Here is a 19,088-nt window from a genome sequence, read left to right on the forward strand (position 1 = left end):
AACGTTGATGTCTTATCGAGTGATGGTGGTAGACGATTCGGCGTTTATGCGTAAGATCATCTCGGACCTGATCGAACAGGACAAGGCTTTTCAGGTCTCGGCAACGGCCAAGAACGGACGCGAAGCGATTGAGCAAATCGCGCGAGTTCAACCGGATTTGGTGACGATGGACGTGGAAATGCCGGAAATGAACGGTCTGGACGCGCTCAAGGTCATCATGAAGGAACATCCGTTGCCGGTAATTATGCTGTCGGGCATCAATGAACAAGGCATGCGGGAGACGATCATGGCGCTGGAGCTTGGCGCCTTCGATTTCATCCGCAAGCCATCGGCTACCACCAGCGAGCATGACATCGAGCAGGTGGGCCGCGAGCTGCGCGAGCAGATGCGCGCCGCGATGCAGGCGAAGGAGCGGCGCGATGCCTGGACAGCGGCGCAGCTCAGCGCGCCGGTGCTGCCCGCGGCCGGCAAGCCGCCCCAGGCAGGCGTTGCCGCGCCAAAGCCGCCGGTGCCGAAGCCGGCGGCGCCCAGCCCGGGCCGCGCAGCGGCCGCGTCCCCGGCGCCGCCCGCCGGGCCGGCGCCTGCCGGCGGCACAGCCGCTGCGCGCCCGCCGCTCGCGGGCTCGCCTCGTCTGACGACGAGGCAGCCCGCAGCGAGCCCGGCCGCGCCGAGCGGCGGCCGGGACGCCCTGGGCCGGCGCCCGGCGAAGGCGCCGGCGGAGCGCGCACGGCCCGCGCCTGGCCTTGGCGGCGCGGCGAAGACCGCCCCGCCGGCAAGGCCCACATCGCCGCCGCGGCTTGAGCCGGCGGCGGCGGAAGTGGCCGCCGCCCGGGAGAAGGCGGGCGGCGATGCCGGCAGAGGGCGTCCCCGCTGCGGACGCCCTCCAGAGGAGTTCACCGATCTTGTTGCGATCGGTACTTCAACCGGGGGCCCCAAGGCGCTCAAAGCCGTCTTGGAGAAAATCCCGGGGGACTTTCCGGCACCGATTGTCATCGTGCAGCATATGCCGCCGAACTTTACCAAGTCGCTCGCTCAGCGGCTGAACAGCTTATGCGAGCTCAACGTCGTTGAGGCGGAGCAAGGCCAGGAGCTGCAAAGTGGGACGGCATACATTGCTCCGGGAGGTTTCCATATGAACGTCGTGCCTAGTCCGGCAGGCGGTTATCGCGTACATTTGACGACCGACCAGCCTTGCAACGGACATCGACCTTCGGTGGACGTCTTGTATGAATCGCTGCTCCCGCTGCAAGCGCTGAAACGTCATATCGTACTGCTAACGGGGATGGGCAGCGACGGGGCGAGAGTCATGAAGCGGCTTTATGACGCTGGCGTGACTTCCACCATTGCCGAGAGCGAAGAGACGTGCGTCGTATTCGGTATGCCGCGCTCGGCAATCGAACTGAAATGCGTCAGCCATGTATTACCGCTATACGAGATTGGCCCCAAGCTTGTACAAGAAGTAGCTAAAAAAGCCAGCTTGTGAAGATCCTAACCCTTTTTTAGCTCACCACGAAATTGAGTTATTAACGGAATCTCTTGGAGGAGGTGCCTCACCATGGACATGAATCAGTATTTATCCATGTTTATCGATGAGTCGAACGATCATTTGCAATCATTAAACGAAAAAATGCTGGAGCTGGAAAACAACCCCGACGATATCAGCATCGTTCAAGTCATCTTCCGATCGGCCCATACGCTGAAAGGGATGGCGGCAACGATGGGGTTCGAGGATTTGTCTTCGCTCACGCACCAGATGGAGAACGTCCTGGACCTCGTCCGGAACGAAAAGCTGAAAATGCAGGAATTTATCTTCGACACCCTGTTTAAGAGCCTGGATGCGCTGCAAATGATGGTGCAGGACATTACCCAAGGCGGCGAAGGGAAAGCGGACGTCAGCGATATCGTTGATGCACTGCAGTCCATCGTACGCGGGGATTTTACGGAAGGCGGAAGCTCGGCGGCAAGCAAGCCGGCAGCAGCTGGGGCCGCGGCGAACAGCACATCGGCTATCCAACTGGATCAATATCAATATTCCGTCTTGGAGCAGTCCATCACGGAAGGACATAAGGTGTTGTACATCGAAGTGGCGATCCGGGAGGATTGCCAACTGAAAGCGGCACGCGCCTACCTCGTCTTTGATCTCCTGGAAAGATTCGGGGAAATCGTGAAATCTTCGCCATCTGTACAGGATATCGAGCAAGAGAAATTTGACCGAAGCTTTTCCCTTTATTACATAACCCAAAAAGATTCCGCCGAGATTCAAAGTATGATCATGAATCTGTCGGAAATTGATTCGGCCCAGGTTGCGGCGCTGGATCATGAAACTTTAGCACAGCTGAATGCCGGAGCGAAGGAGGCGGCTGCGACGGCCGAAGCCGTAGCACCAGCTCCTGCTCAGGCCCCAAGCCAACCAGCTCCAGCTAAACCGGCTGCAGCGCCTGAAGCGAAAACGAACGCTCGCCCAGCTGGAGGAGCCTCCGCTCCCGCCCGTACGATTCGGGTGGATATCGAGCGCCTGGACGTGCTGATGAATCTGCTCAGCGAATTGTTGATTGACCGTGCTCGCTTGGAGCAGCTGGCTACAGAAGTCAAACGAAGCGACTTAACTGAAACGGTTGAGCATATGAGCCGCGTCGGCAGCGATTTGCAGAACATTGTGCTGAAGCTGCGGATGGTTCCAGTCGATACCGTGTTCAACCGCTTCCCGCGGATGGTTCGCGATCTAGCGAAATCGCTCGACAAGAAAATCGATCTGAACATCGTGGGTGCGGAAACGGAACTCGATCGCACAGTCATCGACGAAATCGGGGATCCCTTGGTGCATCTGCTTCGGAATGCCGTTGACCATGGGGTAGAATCCACGGCCGAACGGATTGCCGCAGGTAAACCGGAAGCCGGGACAATTCAGCTGCGGGCTTTCCATAGCGGTAATCATGTGTTTATCGAAATCGAGGATGACGGACACGGCATTGACCGCAATAAAGTACTGCAAAGAGCGCTCAAAAACGGCATCATCAAAGAGAGCGAAGCCGCCTCGATGACGGACGAGCAGGTGTACATGCTCTTGTTTGCTCCGGGCTTTAGTACAGCCGAGGTCATCTCCGATATTTCCGGACGCGGGGTTGGACTTGACGTCGTCAAATCCAAAATCGAATCCTTAAGCGGCGCAGTATCGGTAGAATCGAAGCTGGGCGTCGGTACGAAGTTTTCCGTACAGCTTCCGCTGACCTTGTCGATTATTTCGGCCATGCTCATTAAGGTCGGGGAAGAAAAATATGCGATTCCGCTGTCCTCCATCGTCGAAACCGGCTTAATCCGGCGCGACCAGATTCGGGAAGTGCACGGTTATACGATGGTCGCTTACCGCGATACCCATATTCCTTTCATGTCGCTCGCGAAGTTATTTGACATTCCGGGCTTCTCCGAGAATGATGAAGAGGAAACGGAAATCGTCGTGATCCGCAAAGGTGATCGGTTAGCTGCGTTAGCGATCGAGGATTTCATTGGCCAAAGCGAAATCGTGATTAAAAACCTGGGCAAATATCTGCCATCGATTCAAGGGGTTGCCGGTGCAACGATTCTGGGCGATGGTCAGGTTGCGCTCATCATCGATCCGAACGCCTTCATTAAATAAGGTCAGTTATACACTCTAAGGGAGGGTTTCCACATGGGAGAGGAATTAAAAGTTATCGTATTTAAGTTAGGGCATGAAGAATACGGCATCGACGTGGACAAGGTCCAAACGATCGAACGCATGATGCCCATCACGCGCGTTCCCAAAACCTATTCATTTGTGAAAGGCGTGATTAATCTGCGCGGCGTCGTCATTCCGGTGATCGATTTGCGCGGCCGCTTTGGACTGCCGGAGACCGAATACACGGATCAGACCCGGATCATTATTGTCTCGGCTAACGAAATGCAGGTAGGCTTCATCGTTGACTCTGCCAATGATGTCATCGACCTGAATACCGATTTGATCGACTCGCCGCCGGATGTCGTTGGCGGCATCAAAGCTAAATATCTTCACGGGGTAGCCCGAATTTCCGAGGAACGGCTGCTGGTCATGCTGAATTTGTCGGAAGTGCTTAGCCGTAAGGAAATCATTCAATTAGAAAGCTTAGAGGGCTAACGCCGTGGATTTGTTCAGAGGGTTCGAAGACTTCAAAATAGACATTTTGAAGGAGGTCGGCAATATCGGCGCGGGAAATGCCGCTACGGCGTTGTCCAAGCTGCTGGACAAGCCGATCGATATGGCCGTTCCTATGGTCCAGATGCTCCCGTTTGAAGCGATTGCGGATCGTGTCGGCGGCGCGGAAAACTTGGTGCTGGCCGTATTCTTCCGTGTGGAAGGGGATGCGCCGGGCAATCTGTTTTTCATCCTAAGCCCGGAAGCCGCGAAGAAGCTGCTGACTCGTTTGGCCGGTATCACGGTGGATGATGGTGGAACCTTCTCTGAGATGGGGTGGTCGGCGTTATCGGAAATCGGAAATATTTTGGCCGGTTCGTATTTGTCATCGTTGGCCGATTTCACCTCCCTGCAAATGTCGCCTACCGTACCTGCTTTAGCTCTGGACATGGCGGGTGCGATCTTGAGTTACGGACTCCTGCAGTTTGGCGAAATGGGGGATTCCGCCCTACTGATCGATACGAAATTTATTGAAGGCCAAGATGAGGTGGAAGGTCAGTTCTTCCTCATTCCGGATCCGGATTCATTCGCCAAAATCTTTGCAGCGCTTGGAGTACCGATTGATCATGATCGATGAGCAGTATGTCGTCAAGGTAGGCATGGCCGAGTTGAATGTCATTACTCAGCAGGGATTGATACGGACAACGGGCCTAGGCTCCTGTGTAGGATTGACCTTATACGACCTGCAGCTTAAAATTGCCGGTCTTGCGCATGTGATGTTGCCTTCCTCGGACATTGCCCGGGAAGGGGCGCTGAATATCGCCAAGTATGCTGATACAGCCATTCCGGCCCTCTACCGGAAGCTGCTGGACCTTGGAGCAGCGCCAAGCCGCCTAGTTGCTAAGATGGCCGGCGGTTCACAAATGTTTACCTTTGCCGGCAGCAACGACACGATGCGGATTGGTCCACGTAATGTGGAGTCTTGCAAGCAACAGCTGTCTGAACTCGGCATCCCATTGCTCGCGGAGGATACGGGCGGCAATTACGGCCGAACGATCGAACTGGACAGCATGACGGGGATCTTATATGTGCGAAGTGTACAAATGGGGATAAAGGAATTGTAGCCATGCCAGGAAAATTGAGATATTACTTGATGTCGGGCTTTATCGGTTTTCTAATTACGTTTGCCGTTTCGGCAGGAAACAATTTATTCATGACCAGCTTTGTTCGAGGGCTTATTTCGTTTGCCGTTTGGTTTCTGTTGGCGTTTGCGGCCAACTGGATGTTGGGGTTCCTGAAAGAAATGCCGGGGGATTATGCTCCTGTTCCGGAAGCTGACCCTACGTCCGAGGAGGGCAAGGGCACGAATCTCGATTTGCTGACGCCAGACGAGAGCGAGCAGCTCAATGATCTGTTAAAGCCTGCTCCGGCCGCTTCGGATGCGGAGAAGCAATTTGCGCCGCTGAATCCGCCAAAATTAGTGAAGACACCTGACGGCAAAGATCCTGAAGAGCTGGTTAAGGTCGTTCGTCACCTGACAGAACAATAAGGAGGGTGAAGGCAATTGAACGAGCGGAAGACATCCACTCTGAATCATGCCGACCTTTGGGAAAGATGGAAAGAGCACGGTGATTTAGAGGCCAAGAAACAACTTATCGAGAAGTATCTGCCCATTGTCGACTACGTTTCAGGACGTCTCGCTGTCGGTTTGCCCAAAAACGTATCCAAGGACGATCTCGCCAGCAACGGTGTTATGGGATTGATCGATGCGGTCGAAAAGTTTGACTACAAACGGGGACTTCAGTTCGAAACCTATGCATCTTGGCGGGTTCGGGGGGCGATTTTGGACGGCCTGCGGCAAGGGGACTGGGTTCCCCGATCCGTGAGAGAGAAAGCCAAGAAAATCGAAGAGGGTTACCAGCATCTAGAGCAGCAATATCTCCGCTCCGTCACAGACGCTGAGATGAGTTCCTATCTCAATGTTAGCGAGAAGGAATTTCAAAGTATGCTTCAGGAAGTTGCCGTCATGACCCTTTGTTCGCTGGAGGATCCCATCCGCGAAGAAGAATCGGAGACTCGTCTTACTTTACTCGTTGACGAAAAGGCAAAAAACCCGGATTATAAGGTTAGGGAGTTCTATCTTCGTGAATCCCTTGCAAAAGGGATTGAGAAGTTGACCGAGAAGGAACGTACAGTGGTCTCCCTACTATATTATGAGGATTTATCCTTGAGCGAGATCGCCGAGGTCATGTCTTTGTCGCCCTCGCGGATTTCGCAATTGCACTCTAAGGCGATCTTGCGCCTTCGGGGCAGCTTAGAGAAGCAGCGCGATCTATTGCTGGCTGAAGACTGACGGGTTATTTTATAACGAGTGAATGATGAGGGGGGACGGCTTCGTGGAGCTATTGGATGATTTAAAGCAGATCTTAAGCGTGACGCTGAACGATGATAAGACGGTGGCCTATCTGCAATTTTTAAAGAAAGAAGATGATTTTTCCTGTACGCCGGATGCACTGCTTCACTTCCTGCAAAGCGAAGGCATCAAGTATGGGATTCAGGAGGATATCGTCAAGCGATTTGCAGCGAATCCCAAGGAGTACTTTTTCAGTAGAACGCCGATCGCGATGGGACAAGAGCCGGTTCATGGGGAAAACGGGTTTATCCGCTATGCCATTTCGATTGACGACGATCATCAACATCGGCCGGTTGAAACGGAAGACGGCAAAGTTGATTTGAAGGATGTCACGCGGCTTAATAATATCCGCAAAGGGCAACTAATCGCGGAGCTGGTACCTCCTGTTCCGGGCCGCAACGGAACGGCGGTAACGGGCGAAGCGATTCCTTGCCGCGAAGGTAGAGAAGCGCGGTTCAAGGTCGGCAAGAACGTCGTGTTAAACGCGGAACAGACCGCGATGTATGCAGCCATCGACGGCCTGGTGACGCGGACGGAGAAGGGGAAGCTTAATGTGTTCCCGGTTTATGAGATTAACGGGGACGTCGATTACGGTGTTGGAAATATCAATTTCGTAGGAACGGTCGTTGTCCGCGGGAATGTGCTGACAGGCTTTCGCATCAGCGCTGCCGGGGACATTCGCGTCGTTGGCGGGGTTGAAGGAGCCGAGTTGATTGCGGACGGGTCCATCGAAATTTCCGGGGGCATCATCGGATATAACAAAGGACTGGTAAAGGCGGGACATCATGTAAAAAGCTCGTTTATCCAAGACGGTAACGTCCAAGCGGGAGAAGACGTCATCGTGTCGCAGAGCATTATGCACTCCAACATTCGTGCCGGCCGCGACGTCATCTGTAACGGGGCCAAGGGCTTGATCGTCGGGGGGAACATCCAGGCCGGCGAGAAAGTGGTTGCGCGGATTATCGGCAACCCGATGTCGACAACGACCTCGATCGAAGTGGGCGCCTTGCCAGAACTGCGGAACGAGCTGTTAGAGCTGCGGCAGCAGGTGAAGGACCAGTTGGCGAATTTGGACAAGACGGAGAAGGCGCTGACGCTGCTTGATCAGCTGGCCTCCATGGGCAAATTGCCGCCGGACAAGGTCGAGATGCGTTCGAAGCTGAATATGACCAAGAAATCGAACACGCAGGAACTGAATCTAATGAAGGAACGCATTCTGGCGATTGAGAAGGCGCTCGAGGATACGGGGAAAGCCCGGGTTGATGTCCTTAAAATGATTTACGGCGGTTCCAAAATCGTCATTGGAAGATATACCAAGTACATTAAGGAGCCCATTTCGCGAATGTCTTTCTATTTTAGCGAAGGGGATATTTCCATGTCGCCTCTCATCTAGGACTGGCATGCCAAGGAACGATATTCGAATTATCCATTCCCTTCGTTGAATCATGAGGTGATCCCATGAATATGAAATCCGTGGAAATGCAAATCGCAGTCCCTCGGACAAGTGAGGCGGGGCGTGTTCAACATGATCAGCAGCAACGGCCTCTTCATGACCAGGGTCTGTTATCGCTTCAAGGGTTAAAGGACAGCGAGATCGAGCGCCGGCGCAGCGCTAACGTAGATGAGAGTGCTCATAATACGACGGTAAAGCGCGAAGGGAAAGGTTCTTTCACGTCGGAGCAGGAACATGGCAACTCCCAGGACAAGCCGGACGAACAAGGACAAGGGCATAAGGCGGAACATCCTTATAAGGGCAAACATATCGACCTGTCTTTATAGAGGAGACCACATGAACGCAAAGGGTGAGGATTAGATTGTCATTTGGAGAGCCTTGGTTTTACATCGTGTTGCTTGGGGCAGCGGCACTTGTCTATGCCCTGCTGCTGCCGGGACGCCAAGCAGCGGCACCCAAAGCGGAAATGGCCAGGGAGCTGGAGGCCACTTTGGAGCAGTATATGGCGGAAATCGAAAATGAAAACCAAGAATTAATCGATATGGTTGCGAAGATGAAGCAGGATTTAACATCCAAACAGTTAGCCCAGCAAGAGCAGATTGCCGAGCTGCGCCAACGTTTGGGGGATGCGGAAGCTTACGCAAAGCAAACGGAAGCACGGCTTGAACTTGTGGAAAATGCCATGAAGGAGAAGGCGGTTCGTGATGCATCCTCAGAGCCTGAGGAGACTCCGCAAGTCATCCAGCCTCAGCTTGAGGCTGCGGCTGCCGCAGAGTCCGACCATTTGTCTGCAGAACAAACACCATTACCGGATGGACCGGTGCCGCCGCAACAAGAGCTGGTTCGGGATCGATACCCCGAACTGTTCGAGTTGTATGACAAAGGGAAATCGATCGATATGATCGCCAAATCGACGGGCTTCCAACGGGGGGAGGTTCAGCTGATCCTGCAGCTGGCCAAGAAGGAGGAGTCCCGATGATGAAAAACCGCCAGTTTATGCTTGGTTTGGGATGCGGACTCATCGCCGGGGCTTTGCTTCTGCAGCTCATGCTGATTGGACAAGGCAGCAACAATGATCTCCATTCGAAGGAACAGATCGAACGTGCTGCTGTGCTGGCCGGTTTAAAGGTCGTAGAGGCGGATCAGGAGTTGTTGACGGAAGAGGAATGGATGGAGCGTTCCGGACTAGCATCCGATTCGGCTGGGAATGAGGACGAGAACGGTGATGTAACGCCGGCCGATCCAAAGCAGCCAGATGCACCTGCGTCTCCCGAAGCTCCGGACGCACCAGAAGCAGGGGAAGGATCTACTTCTTCGGACGCCAAGGTCGGAGGAACGAACGAACCCGCTTCCCCGAACCCGCCTCAGCCAGCGACGGTGGAATACAAGATTGTTGCTGGGACAACGCTGGAAGGCGTAGCTCAAGGCCTGGAGCAAGCTGGGGTGATTGAGGATCAGGATGCGTTTCTGAAATCCGCGATCAATAAGAAAATCAACCGTAAGGTTCGCGCAGGCACCTATACTTTTCAAGTTGGCGAAAGTTATGATTCGATCATTTCAAAAATCTCCATAAAGGCTTCCGGGAGCAAATAGAATAGATGTATAAAAAGGCACCTCGGGTGCCTTTTTATGTTGCTGTCATTTTGCGTCAAACTTCGGTTGCATCCCTATTTTAGTTATGGTATATTAATTGACGGTGTTATAACGCACGCAGGATGATTTCGCTAAGGGTGCTCACGATTAGAGGGAGTCTTAGCGGGAAATGAAACCTGCGGAGGAAGCATCAAAAAAACCAAACTAGGAGGTGCGTGAAGATGGCAGTAATCTCCATGAAACAACTGCTTGAAGCAGGTGTTCATTTCGGTCACCAGACTCGTCGCTGGAATCCGAAAATGGATCGTTATATCTTCACCGAAAGAAACGGTATTTACATCATTGACCTGCAAAAAACGGTCAAGAAAGTGGAAGAAGCTTATAACTTCGTAAAACGCATTGCTGAAGAGAATGGCACCATTCTGTTCGTGGGCACGAAGAAACAAGCTCAAGATTCTGTAAAAGAAGAAGCTGAGCGCGCTGGTCAATTCTACATTAACCAACGTTGGCTGGGCGGTACGCTGACGAACTTCCAAACGATCCAAAAACGGATCGAACGTTTGAAACAACTCGAAACTTGGGAAGAAGACGGCACGTTCTCCGTATTGCCGAAGAAAGAAGTTATCATTCTTCGCAAAGAGAAAGAACGTCTTGAGAAATTCCTGGGCGGGATCAAGAACATGAAGAGCTTGCCAAGCGCTCTGTTCGTTATCGATCCTCGCAAAGAACGTATCGCAGTTGCCGAAGCTCGCAAATTGGGTATCCCGATTGTGGGTATCGTCGACACGAACTGCGATCCGGACGAAATCGACTACGTCATTCCGGGTAACGACGACGCGATCCGCGCCGTAAAACTGTTGACGGGTAAAATGGCGGATGCCGTGATCGAAGCTCATCAAGGCGAACAAACGACGGCTTAATGGCTTTGGCCATACGCTAAATCGATAAATTAAATGAAAAGGGTGGTTGGTAGGTGTCAAACCTCTCACTACCCTTTTTTTAAAGGGAAAGGACGGGATAGAATCTTCTGCAGTACGATCTTATTCAATCTGCAGTTGGTTTTATGCCTTCACAGTTACAGGGGGTATCCCCTATATATCGATATGGAGGGAATTAAACATGGCTGTTGATGCAAAATCGGTCAAAGAACTACGTGAAAAAACCGGCGCGGGAATGCTGGACTGCAAAAAGGCGTTGGAAGAATCCAACGGCGATATGACGAAAGCTGTTGAAATCTTGCGTGAAAAAGGCCTGGCTGCTGCAGCAAATAAAGCTGGCCGGATCGCGACAGAAGGCGTTGTTGAATCTTATATCCACGCAGGCGGCCGTATCGGCGTTCTGGTTGAGATCAACACGGAAACGGACTTCGTTGCGAAGAACGAACAGTTCAAAGAATTTGCACGCGACGTTGCGATGCATATCGCTGCGATGAGCCCTCGCTACGTACGCCGTGAAGAAGTTCCGCAAGAGGAAATCGAGAAAGAGAAGGAAATTCTGAAAGCTCAAGCGCTGAACGAAGGCAAACCGGAAAAAATCGTTGAAAAAATGGTCGAAGGCCGCATCGGCAAATACTACGAAGAGTTCTGCTTGATGGAACAAGCTTTCGTTAAAGACCCAGACAAAACGATTGAGCAATTGCTGAAAGAAAAAATCAGCACGATCGGTGAAAACATCTCCATTCGTCGTTTTGTTCGCTACGAGCTTGGCGAAGGTCTGGAAAAGAAAGTGGACAACTTCGTAGAAGAAGTTATGTCTCAAGTGAACAAATAAGCAAACCATCTCACATACATGTGAAGGAAAGTTGGAACACGCCGTGTTCCTTCTTTTTTAACCCGCGAAAGAGTTCGATGTGGAGGTATACATTTGGAACAGCCAGTGTTTAAACGTGTTGTCTTAAAGGTTAGCGGGGAGTCATTAGCCGGTCAAAATGGTTACGGCATCGACGCCGATACGATCGCATCCATTGCCCAACAGGTGAAGGAAGTCGTAGAGCTGGGCGTACAGGTCGCCATCGTATGCGGCGGCGGCAACATTTGGCGCGGGATTGCCGGGAGTGCCAAAGGGATCGACCGCGCAACGGCGGATTATATGGGAATGCTCGCGACCGTGATGAATTCCCTGGCACTGCAGGACGCGCTGGAGCAAATCGAGGTGCCAACCCGGGTGCAAACCTCGATTGCGATGCAGCAAATTGCCGAACCTTATATCCGGCGTCGGGCGATCCGCCACTTGGAGAAGGGTCGGGTTGTGATTTTCGCGGCGGGTACGGGCAATCCGTTCTTTTCCACGGACACTACAGCAGCGCTGCGCGCGGCTGAAATTGAGGCGGAAGTCATCCTGATGGCGAAGAACAAGGTGGATGGTGTCTACTCCGCAGATCCGTTTGTAGATCCAAACGCGGTGAAGTACGAATCTCTCACGTATTTGGATGTGCTGAACAAGAACCTTGGTGTCATGGATTCTACGGCGTCCTCGCTGTGCATGGACAATGATATTCCGTTGATTGTTTTTGCGATTACTGAACAAGGGAACATTAAACGCGTCGTGCTCGGTGAAAAAATCGGGACGATCGTCAAAGGGAGTGTAGATTAATGCCGCAAACGATTAAGAAACATGCCGAAGAACGCATGGAGAAAGCGATTCAGGCGCTGAGAAGAGATCTTTCGACGCTGCGCGCCGGTAGAGCTACGCCTTCGCTGCTTGATCGCATTCAGGTTGATTATTACGGTTCGCCGACGCCAATCAACCAGTTGGCCAATATCAACACGCCGGATTCCCGGACGTTGCTGATCCAGCCTTGGGACAAATCGTCGCTATCGGAAATTGAGCGGGCGATTCAAAAATCGGATCTCGGATTAACGCCTGCAAACGATGGTTCGTCCATTCGCTTGACGATTCCAGCCTTAACGGAAGAACGTCGGATCGAGCTCGTGAAGATGACGAAGAAATTCGGTGAGGAAGCAAAGGTGGCGATCCGCAACATTCGCCGCGATGCGAACGACGACATCAAGAAGCTGGAGAAAACCGACATTTCCGAGGATGAATCGCGCCGGCATCAGGAAGACATTCAGAAAACAACGGATAAATTTATCGCGGAAGTGGATAAGGTCCTCGCTGCGAAAGAAAAAGAGATCATGGAAGTCTAAGAGACAAAAAGCGGCCCCTCCTATTACGGTGGGGTTTTGTCTCTTTTTCATCATCGGCTGGAGGAAAAGGAATGATCAAGTTATTTCAACCTTGGCGGAAAAAGAAAAATCCTGGGGCATTCGTCAGCCTGTCCCCGGACAATATCCCGAAACATGTTGCGATTATTATGGACGGGAACGGAAGATGGGCGCGCAGGCTTGGTATGCCGCGAATCGTCGGCCATCGATCGGGGATGAAAGCCGTCAAGCGGGCGACGATCGCTGCCGACGAACTTGGCATTTCCATTTTGACGCTGTATGCTTTCTCAACGGAAAATTGGAAACGGCCGAAGGATGAAGTGGACTATTTGATGTCGCTTCCGCAGGAGTTTCTGGCGATCGAGCTGGATGAATTGGTTGAAAAGAACGTCCAGGTTCGCATGATGGGACATACGGATGAGCTGCCCGCGCATACGATTGCGGCAATGGAGGAAGCGATTGAGCGGACGAAGCACAATACCGGCTTGATCTTGAATTTTGCTTTGAATTACGGCAGCCGTCGCGAAATTACGGAAAGCGTCAAGGGTATCGCGAAGGCTGTACAATCCGGGGAGCTGTCGGTGGAGGACATTACGCCGGATACGATTGAATCCCGGCTGTTGTCCGCCGGGTTGCCTGATCCGGATTTGCTGATTCGGACGAGCGGAGAACTGCGATTAAGTAATTTTATGTTATGGCAAACGGCGTATAGTGAGCTTTGGTTCACGGATATTTTCTGGCCTGATTTCAGCAAGGAGCATTTGGTTCAAGCGGTGGCGGAGTATCAACGCCGCACGCGGCGGTACGGTGGATTAACCTAGCGATGGAAGGTGTAGACTGGTGAAACAGCGGTTGATAACGGGGATCATTGCCGGCGGCTTTTTCCTCGGAATGTGCTGGCTTGGCGGAACTCTCTATCATGTACTCATCATGCTTATGGCGCTCATCGGATATTACGAATTCGTACGCATGACGCGCATCCCAGCGTTCCAGGGCACGGCCATCCTGGGCTATTTAGGCGTGGTTTATCTTGCGTTTCCGTGGCGGCTGCTTGAGATCGACAGACCGCTGAGCGATTCGGCGGTATTGTGGCTATTCATGCTGCTCTTCCTGGCGGTGACCGTGATCAGTAAGAACGAGATCCCAATCGGTCAGGTCGCCTTGCTCTATATAGGTATGGTTTATGTCGGCATCGGATTTGCGGCGATTGCGGAAACTCGCAATACGACCGATGGTCACGGCTTATTCTGGACGTTTCTGATGCTGGCGTCGATCTGGAGCAGTGATGCGGGCGCTTATTTTGCCGGGCGGCGGTTCGGGAAGCATAAGCTTTGGCCTGCGATCAGTCCGAACAAAACCGTCGAAGGGGCGCTGGGCGGCGTTTTGCTGGCGGTCATCGTTGCGGTGATCTTTGCGCTCGCTTCCGGCGGGTTGCTTACGGTCGGACGAGCCGTGCTGATCGGGATATCTGCCGCAGTCGTCGGCCAATTTGGCGACCTGATCCAATCGGCGTACAAGCGCGTATATGGCATCAAGGATTCCGGCAAGCTGTTGCCGGGTCATGGCGGGATTTTGGACCGGTGCGACAGTTGGATTACGGTGTTCCCGTTCATACATATCCTAACCCTTCTTCCTTAGTAAGGTGGATTTAAAATCGGCTTCCCATCACGAAGTGAACTCAGGGGTGCGGAATCGGCGTCGAATCTTGAATTCAGCCGGGCCTTCCGTTGCTCACGTACCCCCATGTACGCTGCGCTACTCAGTCCCTAGCTTCATCCAACCTTCTTGGTGCTGAAAACCCGATTTTAAATCTTTTATTGAACTGGTGAATTTAGAATCGGCTTCCCATCACGAAGCGAACTCAGGGGTGCGGAATCGGCGTCGAATCTTGAATTCAGCCGGGCTAACGGACACCAGTGGTCTTATTGGTGTAAATAAGAAGGGTTACAGAAGCTAACGGACCTCAGAGACCTTAATTGGGCAAAAGACATCAAGTGAGATGCTTTTGGCTTGAAATAACATCCCTGGAGTCCGTTACAGCGGGAAATGGTCGGGAAATAGATAAATAACGGCGCTACGGTCCGTTAGAAGGTAGGTAGGTGCAACAATGAAGAAAATCGCGTTGATTGGCTCGACCGGTTCCATCGGCACGCAAACGCTGGATGTGATCCGGGCGTATCCCGGGGAGTTTCGGCTGGAAGGATTGGCGGCGGGCAGCAATCTGGAGTTGTTTGCTAAACAAGTCCATGAGTTTCGGCCCCGTAAAGCCTCAGTTGCCACCAAACAATTGGCTGACCGGATTCGTCCGGAGCTGCCGGAAGGCGTGGAGCTCTACTATGGCGAGCAAGGGTTGATCGAAGTGGCAGCGGGAACCGATGCCGATACGGTTGTGACGGCCATTGTCGGCAGCGCAGGGCTGCCCGCGACACTTGCGGCAATCGAGGAAGGCAAGCACATTGCGTTGGCGAACAAGGAAACGCTGGTGACGGCCGGGCACCTGGTCACAGAGCTGGCACAGCGCAAAGGAGTCGCGCTGCTTCCGGTCGACAGCGAGCACTCAGCCATTTTCCAATGCCTGAACGGTGAAAACAAGCAAGAAGTTCGTCAAATTACGTTGACGGCTTCCGGCGGTTCATTCCGGGATCTGACGCGAAATCAGCTTCGGGATGTCACGGTAGAGGACGCCTTAAAGCATCCCAACTGGTCGATGGGCGCTAAAATTACTATCGACTCGGCCACGATGGTCAACAAAGGATTGGAAGTCATCGAAGCGCACTGGTTGTTTGGGCTTCCCTTTGAGCAAATCGGGGTCTTACTGCACCCGGAAAGCATCATCCACTCCTTCGTTGAATATCGTGACGGCAGCGTGATCGCCCAGTTAGGGACACCGGACATGCGCGTGCCGATCCAATATGCGCTGACCTATCCGCATCGCTGGCCATCGGCGGCGAAACGGTTGTCGTTGGCCGAGATCGGGAAGCTGCATTTTCGGGAGATGGACTTCGAGCGGTTCCCTTGTTTAAGACTTGCCTATGAGTGTGGTAAAATAGGAGGTACGGCAACCAGCGTTTACAATGCCGCGAATGAAGCGGCAGTCGCCCGCTTTTTGAAAGGGGAGATTCCTTTCTTGCAGATCGAGGCGATTATTGAAACGGCGTTAGCCAAACATGAGGTACAGTCCCATCCGGATCTGGAAACGATTCGCGAAGCGGATCGTTGGGCAAGAGCCCTTGCTGAGACGCTTTAATCGCGGTGAGGCTTTCGCACCATTAGAAGAACCTCGTGATCAAAAGCTGTAGGCGGCGGTATTCTCTTGTGCCTGATCGGAGAATATATTAATCTAAAGTAACGTTGGACGATCCGTGGCCAGAAGGGGGATGCTTACGCTTGGAATTGCTGAAAATCATATTTTTGACGGTGCTCATGTTTTTCGTCATCGTTACGGTGCATGAATGGGGACATTACTTCTTTGCGAAGCGTGCTGGCATTTTGGTACGGGAGTTCGCCATCGGGTTTGGCCCCAAGCTGCTGTCTTTTAAACGGGGTGAGACCCAGTTTACCTTGCGTTTGCTTCCTTTCGGCGGTTATGCGCGTATGGCGGGGGAGGATCCGGAGCTGATCCAGATTTCAGACGGACAAACCATCGCCTTGCGTCTGGAGAACGATCAGGTTCGGAAGATTTATCTGGACCGATTGGACAGTCGTAAAAACGTAATCCGCGGCGAAGTGCAGCACATCGACCTTGAGGACGATCTTGCGGTACGATTGGATGTGGACGGCGAAGCGCTCACCTACCGCGTGCATCCGCAAGCCATGCTGGTGGCGAAAGGCAAAGAGACGCAAATTGCGCCGAGAGACCGGCAGTACGGCAGCAAAACCGTAGGGCAGCGGGCTCTATCGATTTTCGCGGGTCCTTTGATGAACTTTATTTTGGCGTTTGTGCTGTTCGCTCTGCATACCCAAATGGCGGGGATTCCGTTGGATCAACCCAGCCACCTGCAAATCGGCGAGGTGATGAAAGGCATGCCGGCTGAGGAAGTAGGGCTCAAAACGGGCGATATCATCGAAAAGATCAACGGAACTCCGGTAGGAACCGATGCGAATAAAATGATCGACATGATCCAGGCTTCGAAAAACAAGCCGATGACGTGGACGATCAAACGCGGGGACGAAACTTTGAATGTCACCATTACCCCGAAAGGGGCGGAGAATGAGGACGGCAAAATCGGAAGCACGATCGTCACCGTTTTCCCGACGCGCAGCGCGTCCATTGGAGAGACGTTCCAAGTCGCCGGGGAGGACATGGTCAACACGACGAAGGCGATCTTTCTCGGGTTCAAACAGTTGATCAATCGCTTTAACATGGATGATCTGGGCGGACCGGTGCGCACATTTGAAGTGACCGGCCAAATCGCGAAGCAAGGGATTGTTCAGTTAACCTATTGGGCGGCGATTTTAAGCCTCTATTTGGGGATCTTTAACCTGCTGCCGATCCCGGCGCTCGACGGAAGTCGTCTGATCTTCCTAGGGGTCGAAGCCTTGCGCGGCAAACCGATTGATCCCAACCGCGAAGGTATGGTACATTTCATCGGATTTGCGATGTTATTCCTGCTGATGATTGCGGTCACGTATAACGACATTTTGCGCTTGATTCACGGCTGATTTAAGACGGATACGCAGCTGACGGCGCAGGTGAATATTAAACTTGTGGTTTTTAACGGGAGGACAAAGGTTCTTATGGCAAACGAGGAGAAACAATTCGTCACGGAGATTACCCCGCAGGGAGTGGATTTTTCCCGTTGGTATATCGACGTTATCAAAAAAGCGGATCTGATGGATTACTCACCGGTCCGCGGCTGTATCGTATTTAAGCCGGACGGCTATGAAATCTGGGAGCATATCCAAGCCGAGCTGGACCGCCGCTTTAAGGAAACGGGACATCGCAACGCTTATTTTCCGCTGTTTATTCCCGAGAGCTTTTTCCAGAAGGAAAAAGAGCACGTTGAAGGCTTTAACCCAGAACTGCCTTGGGTGACCGAGGCTGCCGGTGAGAAGCTGGAGGAGCGTCTGGCGATCCGTCCGACCTCTGAAACGATGATTGGGCATATGTACGAAAAATGGATCCAATCCTACCGTGATTTGCCGGTGCTGATCAACCAATGGGCGAACGTGGTCCGTTGGGAGAAACGGACGCTGCCATTCCTCCGCACGAGCGAATTCCTGTGGCAGGAAGGCCATACTGCGCACGAGAACGAGCAGGAAGCCCGCGAAGAAACGATGCGCATGCTGGAAATTTACCGCGATTTCGTGGAAAATTATTTGGCGATTCCGGTTATCGTTGGGCAAAAAACGCCGTCCGAGAAGTTCGCCGGGGCGGTCGATACCTATTCGATCGAAGCGATGATGAAGGACGGCCGCGCTGTACAAGCAGGGACTTCGCACTATCTGGGCACTAATTTTGCGAAGGCGTTTGATATTCAATATCTCAACCGCGAGAACGTACGCGAATATGTTCATACGACGTCTTGGGGCGTCAGCACCCGGTTAATCGGCTCGCTTATCATGGTGCACGGCGATGACCGCGGGTTGGCGTTACCGCCGAAGGTCGCGCCGAAGCAGGTTATGATTATTCCAATCGGCCCGCCAAAAACTTGGGAAGCCGTCGTAGGCAGAGCGGACGAGCTGTTCGCCGAGCTGAAGAAAGCGGGCATTCGCGTTGGCATTGATGACCGCGCCGACTTCCGCCCAGGCTGGAAGTTTAACGAATACGAAATGCGCGGTGTACCGGTTCGTCTGGAAATTGGGCCTCGCGATATGGAGAACGGCGTTTGCGTCCTTGTCTCCCGCATCAGCGGCGAGAAGAAGGTAGTTCAACAGGACCGATTGGTCGAAGAGGTTCAGGCAATGCTGGAGCAGGTTCATCAGGAAATGTACGAGCGGGCCAAAGCGTTCCGCGAAGAGCATTTCTACAGTGTCGATACGCTGGATGAAATGAAAGCGAGCATCGAAGAGAAACGCGGCTTCACCCTGGCTGGATGGTGCGGTTCGGAGGCTTGCGAACGCACGGTGAAGGAAGAAACGGGGGCAACCAGCCGCAATATCCCATTTAATCCTCAAACGACGAAGGATACCTGCCTCGTTTGCGGGGATCCAGCGAAACATACCGTTGTTTTTGCCAGAGCCTATTAAGAATAACTTTCGCGTTACCGTCCCGCTAGAGTTTGGGGAAGCTGGGGACGCGGGCGAATGGCACAACCACAAGAGGGCTTTCGGCAGTAAGGCGCCTGCAGGCTTTTCACGCCGCCGGCATCACCGCCGGGAGCCTTTTTTTTGAATCAT

Annotated in this window: 20 protein-coding genes; all 20 read left to right on the top strand. The window is 53.0% G+C overall.

Features of this window, described 5'->3' with window-relative positions; all coding sequences use genetic code 11:
• Positions 1-7 precede the first annotated feature (7 nt).
• The 20 genes from U9M73_RS04685 (at position 8) to proS (ending at position 18,938) form a co-directional block, all read left to right on the top strand.
• The gene (locus tag U9M73_RS04685; protein WP_407673885.1) at positions 8-1,483 is read left to right on the top strand and encodes a protein-glutamate methylesterase/protein-glutamine glutaminase; all 1,476 of its coding nucleotides are present in this window, start codon (positions 8-10) and stop codon (positions 1,481-1,483) included.
• Between the two features lie 72 nt (positions 1,484-1,555).
• Complete coding sequence (locus U9M73_RS04690) at positions 1,556-3,634, top strand: chemotaxis protein CheA (RefSeq protein WP_009223027.1); 2,079 nt, start codon at positions 1,556-1,558, stop codon at positions 3,632-3,634.
• A gap of 33 nt (positions 3,635-3,667) precedes the next feature.
• A complete protein-coding gene (locus U9M73_RS04695; RefSeq protein ID WP_009223028.1) occupies positions 3,668-4,129 on the top strand; it encodes a chemotaxis protein CheW in 462 nt (153 codons plus the stop codon).
• Positions 4,130-4,133: 4 nt separating this feature from the next.
• On the top strand, positions 4,134-4,763 hold the full coding sequence (locus tag U9M73_RS04700; protein WP_009223029.1) for a chemotaxis protein CheC: 630 nt from the start codon (positions 4,134-4,136) through the stop codon (positions 4,761-4,763).
• Entirely contained in the window at positions 4,753-5,250 is a 498-nt protein-coding gene (locus tag U9M73_RS04705; protein ID WP_009223030.1) for a chemotaxis protein CheD, read from the top strand. Before U9M73_RS04700 ends, U9M73_RS04705 begins: the two co-directional genes overlap by 11 nt.
• A gap of 2 nt (positions 5,251-5,252) precedes the next feature.
• Positions 5,253-5,675: a hypothetical protein gene (locus U9M73_RS04710; RefSeq protein WP_036643745.1), complete on the top strand. Its 423-nt coding sequence runs from the start codon at positions 5,253-5,255 to the stop codon at positions 5,673-5,675.
• Positions 5,676-5,690: 15 nt separating this feature from the next.
• On the top strand, positions 5,691-6,479 hold the full coding sequence (locus U9M73_RS04715) for a FliA/WhiG family RNA polymerase sigma factor (protein WP_009223032.1): 789 nt from the start codon (positions 5,691-5,693) through the stop codon (positions 6,477-6,479).
• A 43-nt stretch (positions 6,480-6,522) separates the two neighbouring features.
• Positions 6,523-7,932 (top strand): flagellar assembly protein A, encoded by a 1,410-nt coding sequence (locus U9M73_RS04720; RefSeq protein WP_407673887.1) that lies wholly within the window; start codon positions 6,523-6,525, stop codon positions 7,930-7,932.
• A gap of 65 nt (positions 7,933-7,997) precedes the next feature.
• Complete coding sequence (locus tag U9M73_RS04725) at positions 7,998-8,318, top strand: hypothetical protein (protein WP_009223034.1); 321 nt, start codon at positions 7,998-8,000, stop codon at positions 8,316-8,318.
• Positions 8,319-8,353: 35 nt separating this feature from the next.
• The gene (locus U9M73_RS04730) at positions 8,354-8,971 is read left to right on the top strand and encodes a hypothetical protein (RefSeq protein ID WP_009223035.1); all 618 of its coding nucleotides are present in this window, start codon (positions 8,354-8,356) and stop codon (positions 8,969-8,971) included.
• Positions 8,968-9,585: a hypothetical protein gene (locus tag U9M73_RS04735; protein WP_323076456.1), complete on the top strand. Its 618-nt coding sequence runs from the start codon at positions 8,968-8,970 to the stop codon at positions 9,583-9,585. The genes U9M73_RS04730 and U9M73_RS04735 overlap by 4 nt, the downstream gene beginning before the upstream one ends.
• A 221-nt stretch (positions 9,586-9,806) precedes the next feature.
• Positions 9,807-10,505, top strand: a complete 699-nt coding sequence (rpsB, locus tag U9M73_RS04740) for a 30S ribosomal protein S2 (protein WP_009223037.1) — start codon at positions 9,807-9,809, stop codon at positions 10,503-10,505.
• 199 nt (positions 10,506-10,704) lie between these two features.
• Positions 10,705-11,355: a translation elongation factor Ts gene (gene tsf, locus U9M73_RS04745; protein ID WP_009223038.1), complete on the top strand. Its 651-nt coding sequence runs from the start codon at positions 10,705-10,707 to the stop codon at positions 11,353-11,355.
• 93 nt (positions 11,356-11,448) lie between these two features.
• Positions 11,449-12,177, top strand: a complete 729-nt coding sequence (gene pyrH / locus U9M73_RS04750) for a UMP kinase (protein WP_009223039.1) — start codon at positions 11,449-11,451, stop codon at positions 12,175-12,177.
• Complete coding sequence (frr, locus tag U9M73_RS04755) at positions 12,177-12,731, top strand: ribosome recycling factor (RefSeq protein ID WP_009223040.1); 555 nt, start codon at positions 12,177-12,179, stop codon at positions 12,729-12,731. Before pyrH ends, frr begins: the two co-directional genes overlap by 1 nt.
• Positions 12,732-12,802: 71 nt before the next feature.
• A complete protein-coding gene (gene uppS, locus U9M73_RS04760) occupies positions 12,803-13,570 on the top strand; it encodes an undecaprenyl pyrophosphate synthase (protein WP_009223041.1) in 768 nt (255 codons plus the stop codon).
• 19 nt (positions 13,571-13,589) lie between these two features.
• Entirely contained in the window at positions 13,590-14,387 is a 798-nt protein-coding gene (locus U9M73_RS04765) for a phosphatidate cytidylyltransferase (protein WP_009223042.1), read from the top strand.
• A gap of 469 nt (positions 14,388-14,856) precedes the next feature.
• The gene (locus tag U9M73_RS04770; protein WP_009223043.1) at positions 14,857-15,996 is read left to right on the top strand and encodes a 1-deoxy-D-xylulose-5-phosphate reductoisomerase; all 1,140 of its coding nucleotides are present in this window, start codon (positions 14,857-14,859) and stop codon (positions 15,994-15,996) included.
• A gap of 140 nt (positions 15,997-16,136) precedes the next feature.
• Complete coding sequence (rseP, locus tag U9M73_RS04775) at positions 16,137-17,411, top strand: RIP metalloprotease RseP (protein ID WP_127576470.1); 1,275 nt, start codon at positions 16,137-16,139, stop codon at positions 17,409-17,411.
• Positions 17,412-17,486: 75 nt separating this feature from the next.
• Positions 17,487-18,938: a proline--tRNA ligase gene (proS, locus tag U9M73_RS04780; protein ID WP_009223045.1), complete on the top strand. Its 1,452-nt coding sequence runs from the start codon at positions 17,487-17,489 to the stop codon at positions 18,936-18,938.
• The last annotated feature ends 150 nt before the right edge of the window (positions 18,939-19,088 follow it).

It is taken from the genome of Paenibacillus phoenicis (genome assembly GCF_034718895.1).
Lineage (GTDB): Bacteria > Bacillota > Bacilli > Paenibacillales > Paenibacillaceae > Fontibacillus > Fontibacillus phoenicis.

Coding starts and splice junctions, on each gene's coding strand:
- frr (WP_009223040.1), top strand. CDS start 12,177: ATGCCGCAAACGATTAAGAAACATGCCGAAGAACGCATGGAGAAAGCG.
- U9M73_RS04695 (WP_009223028.1), top strand. CDS start 3,668: ATGGGAGAGGAATTAAAAGTTATCGTATTTAAGTTAGGGCATGAAGAA.
- U9M73_RS04685 (WP_407673885.1), top strand. CDS start 8: ATGTCTTATCGAGTGATGGTGGTAGACGATTCGGCGTTTATGCGTAAG.
- tsf (WP_009223038.1), top strand. CDS start 10,705: ATGGCTGTTGATGCAAAATCGGTCAAAGAACTACGTGAAAAAACCGGC.
- U9M73_RS04725 (WP_009223034.1), top strand. CDS start 7,998: ATGAATATGAAATCCGTGGAAATGCAAATCGCAGTCCCTCGGACAAGT.
- U9M73_RS04710 (WP_036643745.1), top strand. CDS start 5,253: ATGCCAGGAAAATTGAGATATTACTTGATGTCGGGCTTTATCGGTTTT.
- uppS (WP_009223041.1), top strand. CDS start 12,803: ATGATCAAGTTATTTCAACCTTGGCGGAAAAAGAAAAATCCTGGGGCA.
- U9M73_RS04735 (WP_323076456.1), top strand. CDS start 8,968: ATGATGAAAAACCGCCAGTTTATGCTTGGTTTGGGATGCGGACTCATC.
- proS (WP_009223045.1), top strand. CDS start 17,487: ATGGCAAACGAGGAGAAACAATTCGTCACGGAGATTACCCCGCAGGGA.
- U9M73_RS04690 (WP_009223027.1), top strand. CDS start 1,556: ATGGACATGAATCAGTATTTATCCATGTTTATCGATGAGTCGAACGAT.
- rpsB (WP_009223037.1), top strand. CDS start 9,807: ATGGCAGTAATCTCCATGAAACAACTGCTTGAAGCAGGTGTTCATTTC.
- U9M73_RS04770 (WP_009223043.1), top strand. CDS start 14,857: ATGAAGAAAATCGCGTTGATTGGCTCGACCGGTTCCATCGGCACGCAA.
- U9M73_RS04705 (WP_009223030.1), top strand. CDS start 4,753: ATGATCGATGAGCAGTATGTCGTCAAGGTAGGCATGGCCGAGTTGAAT.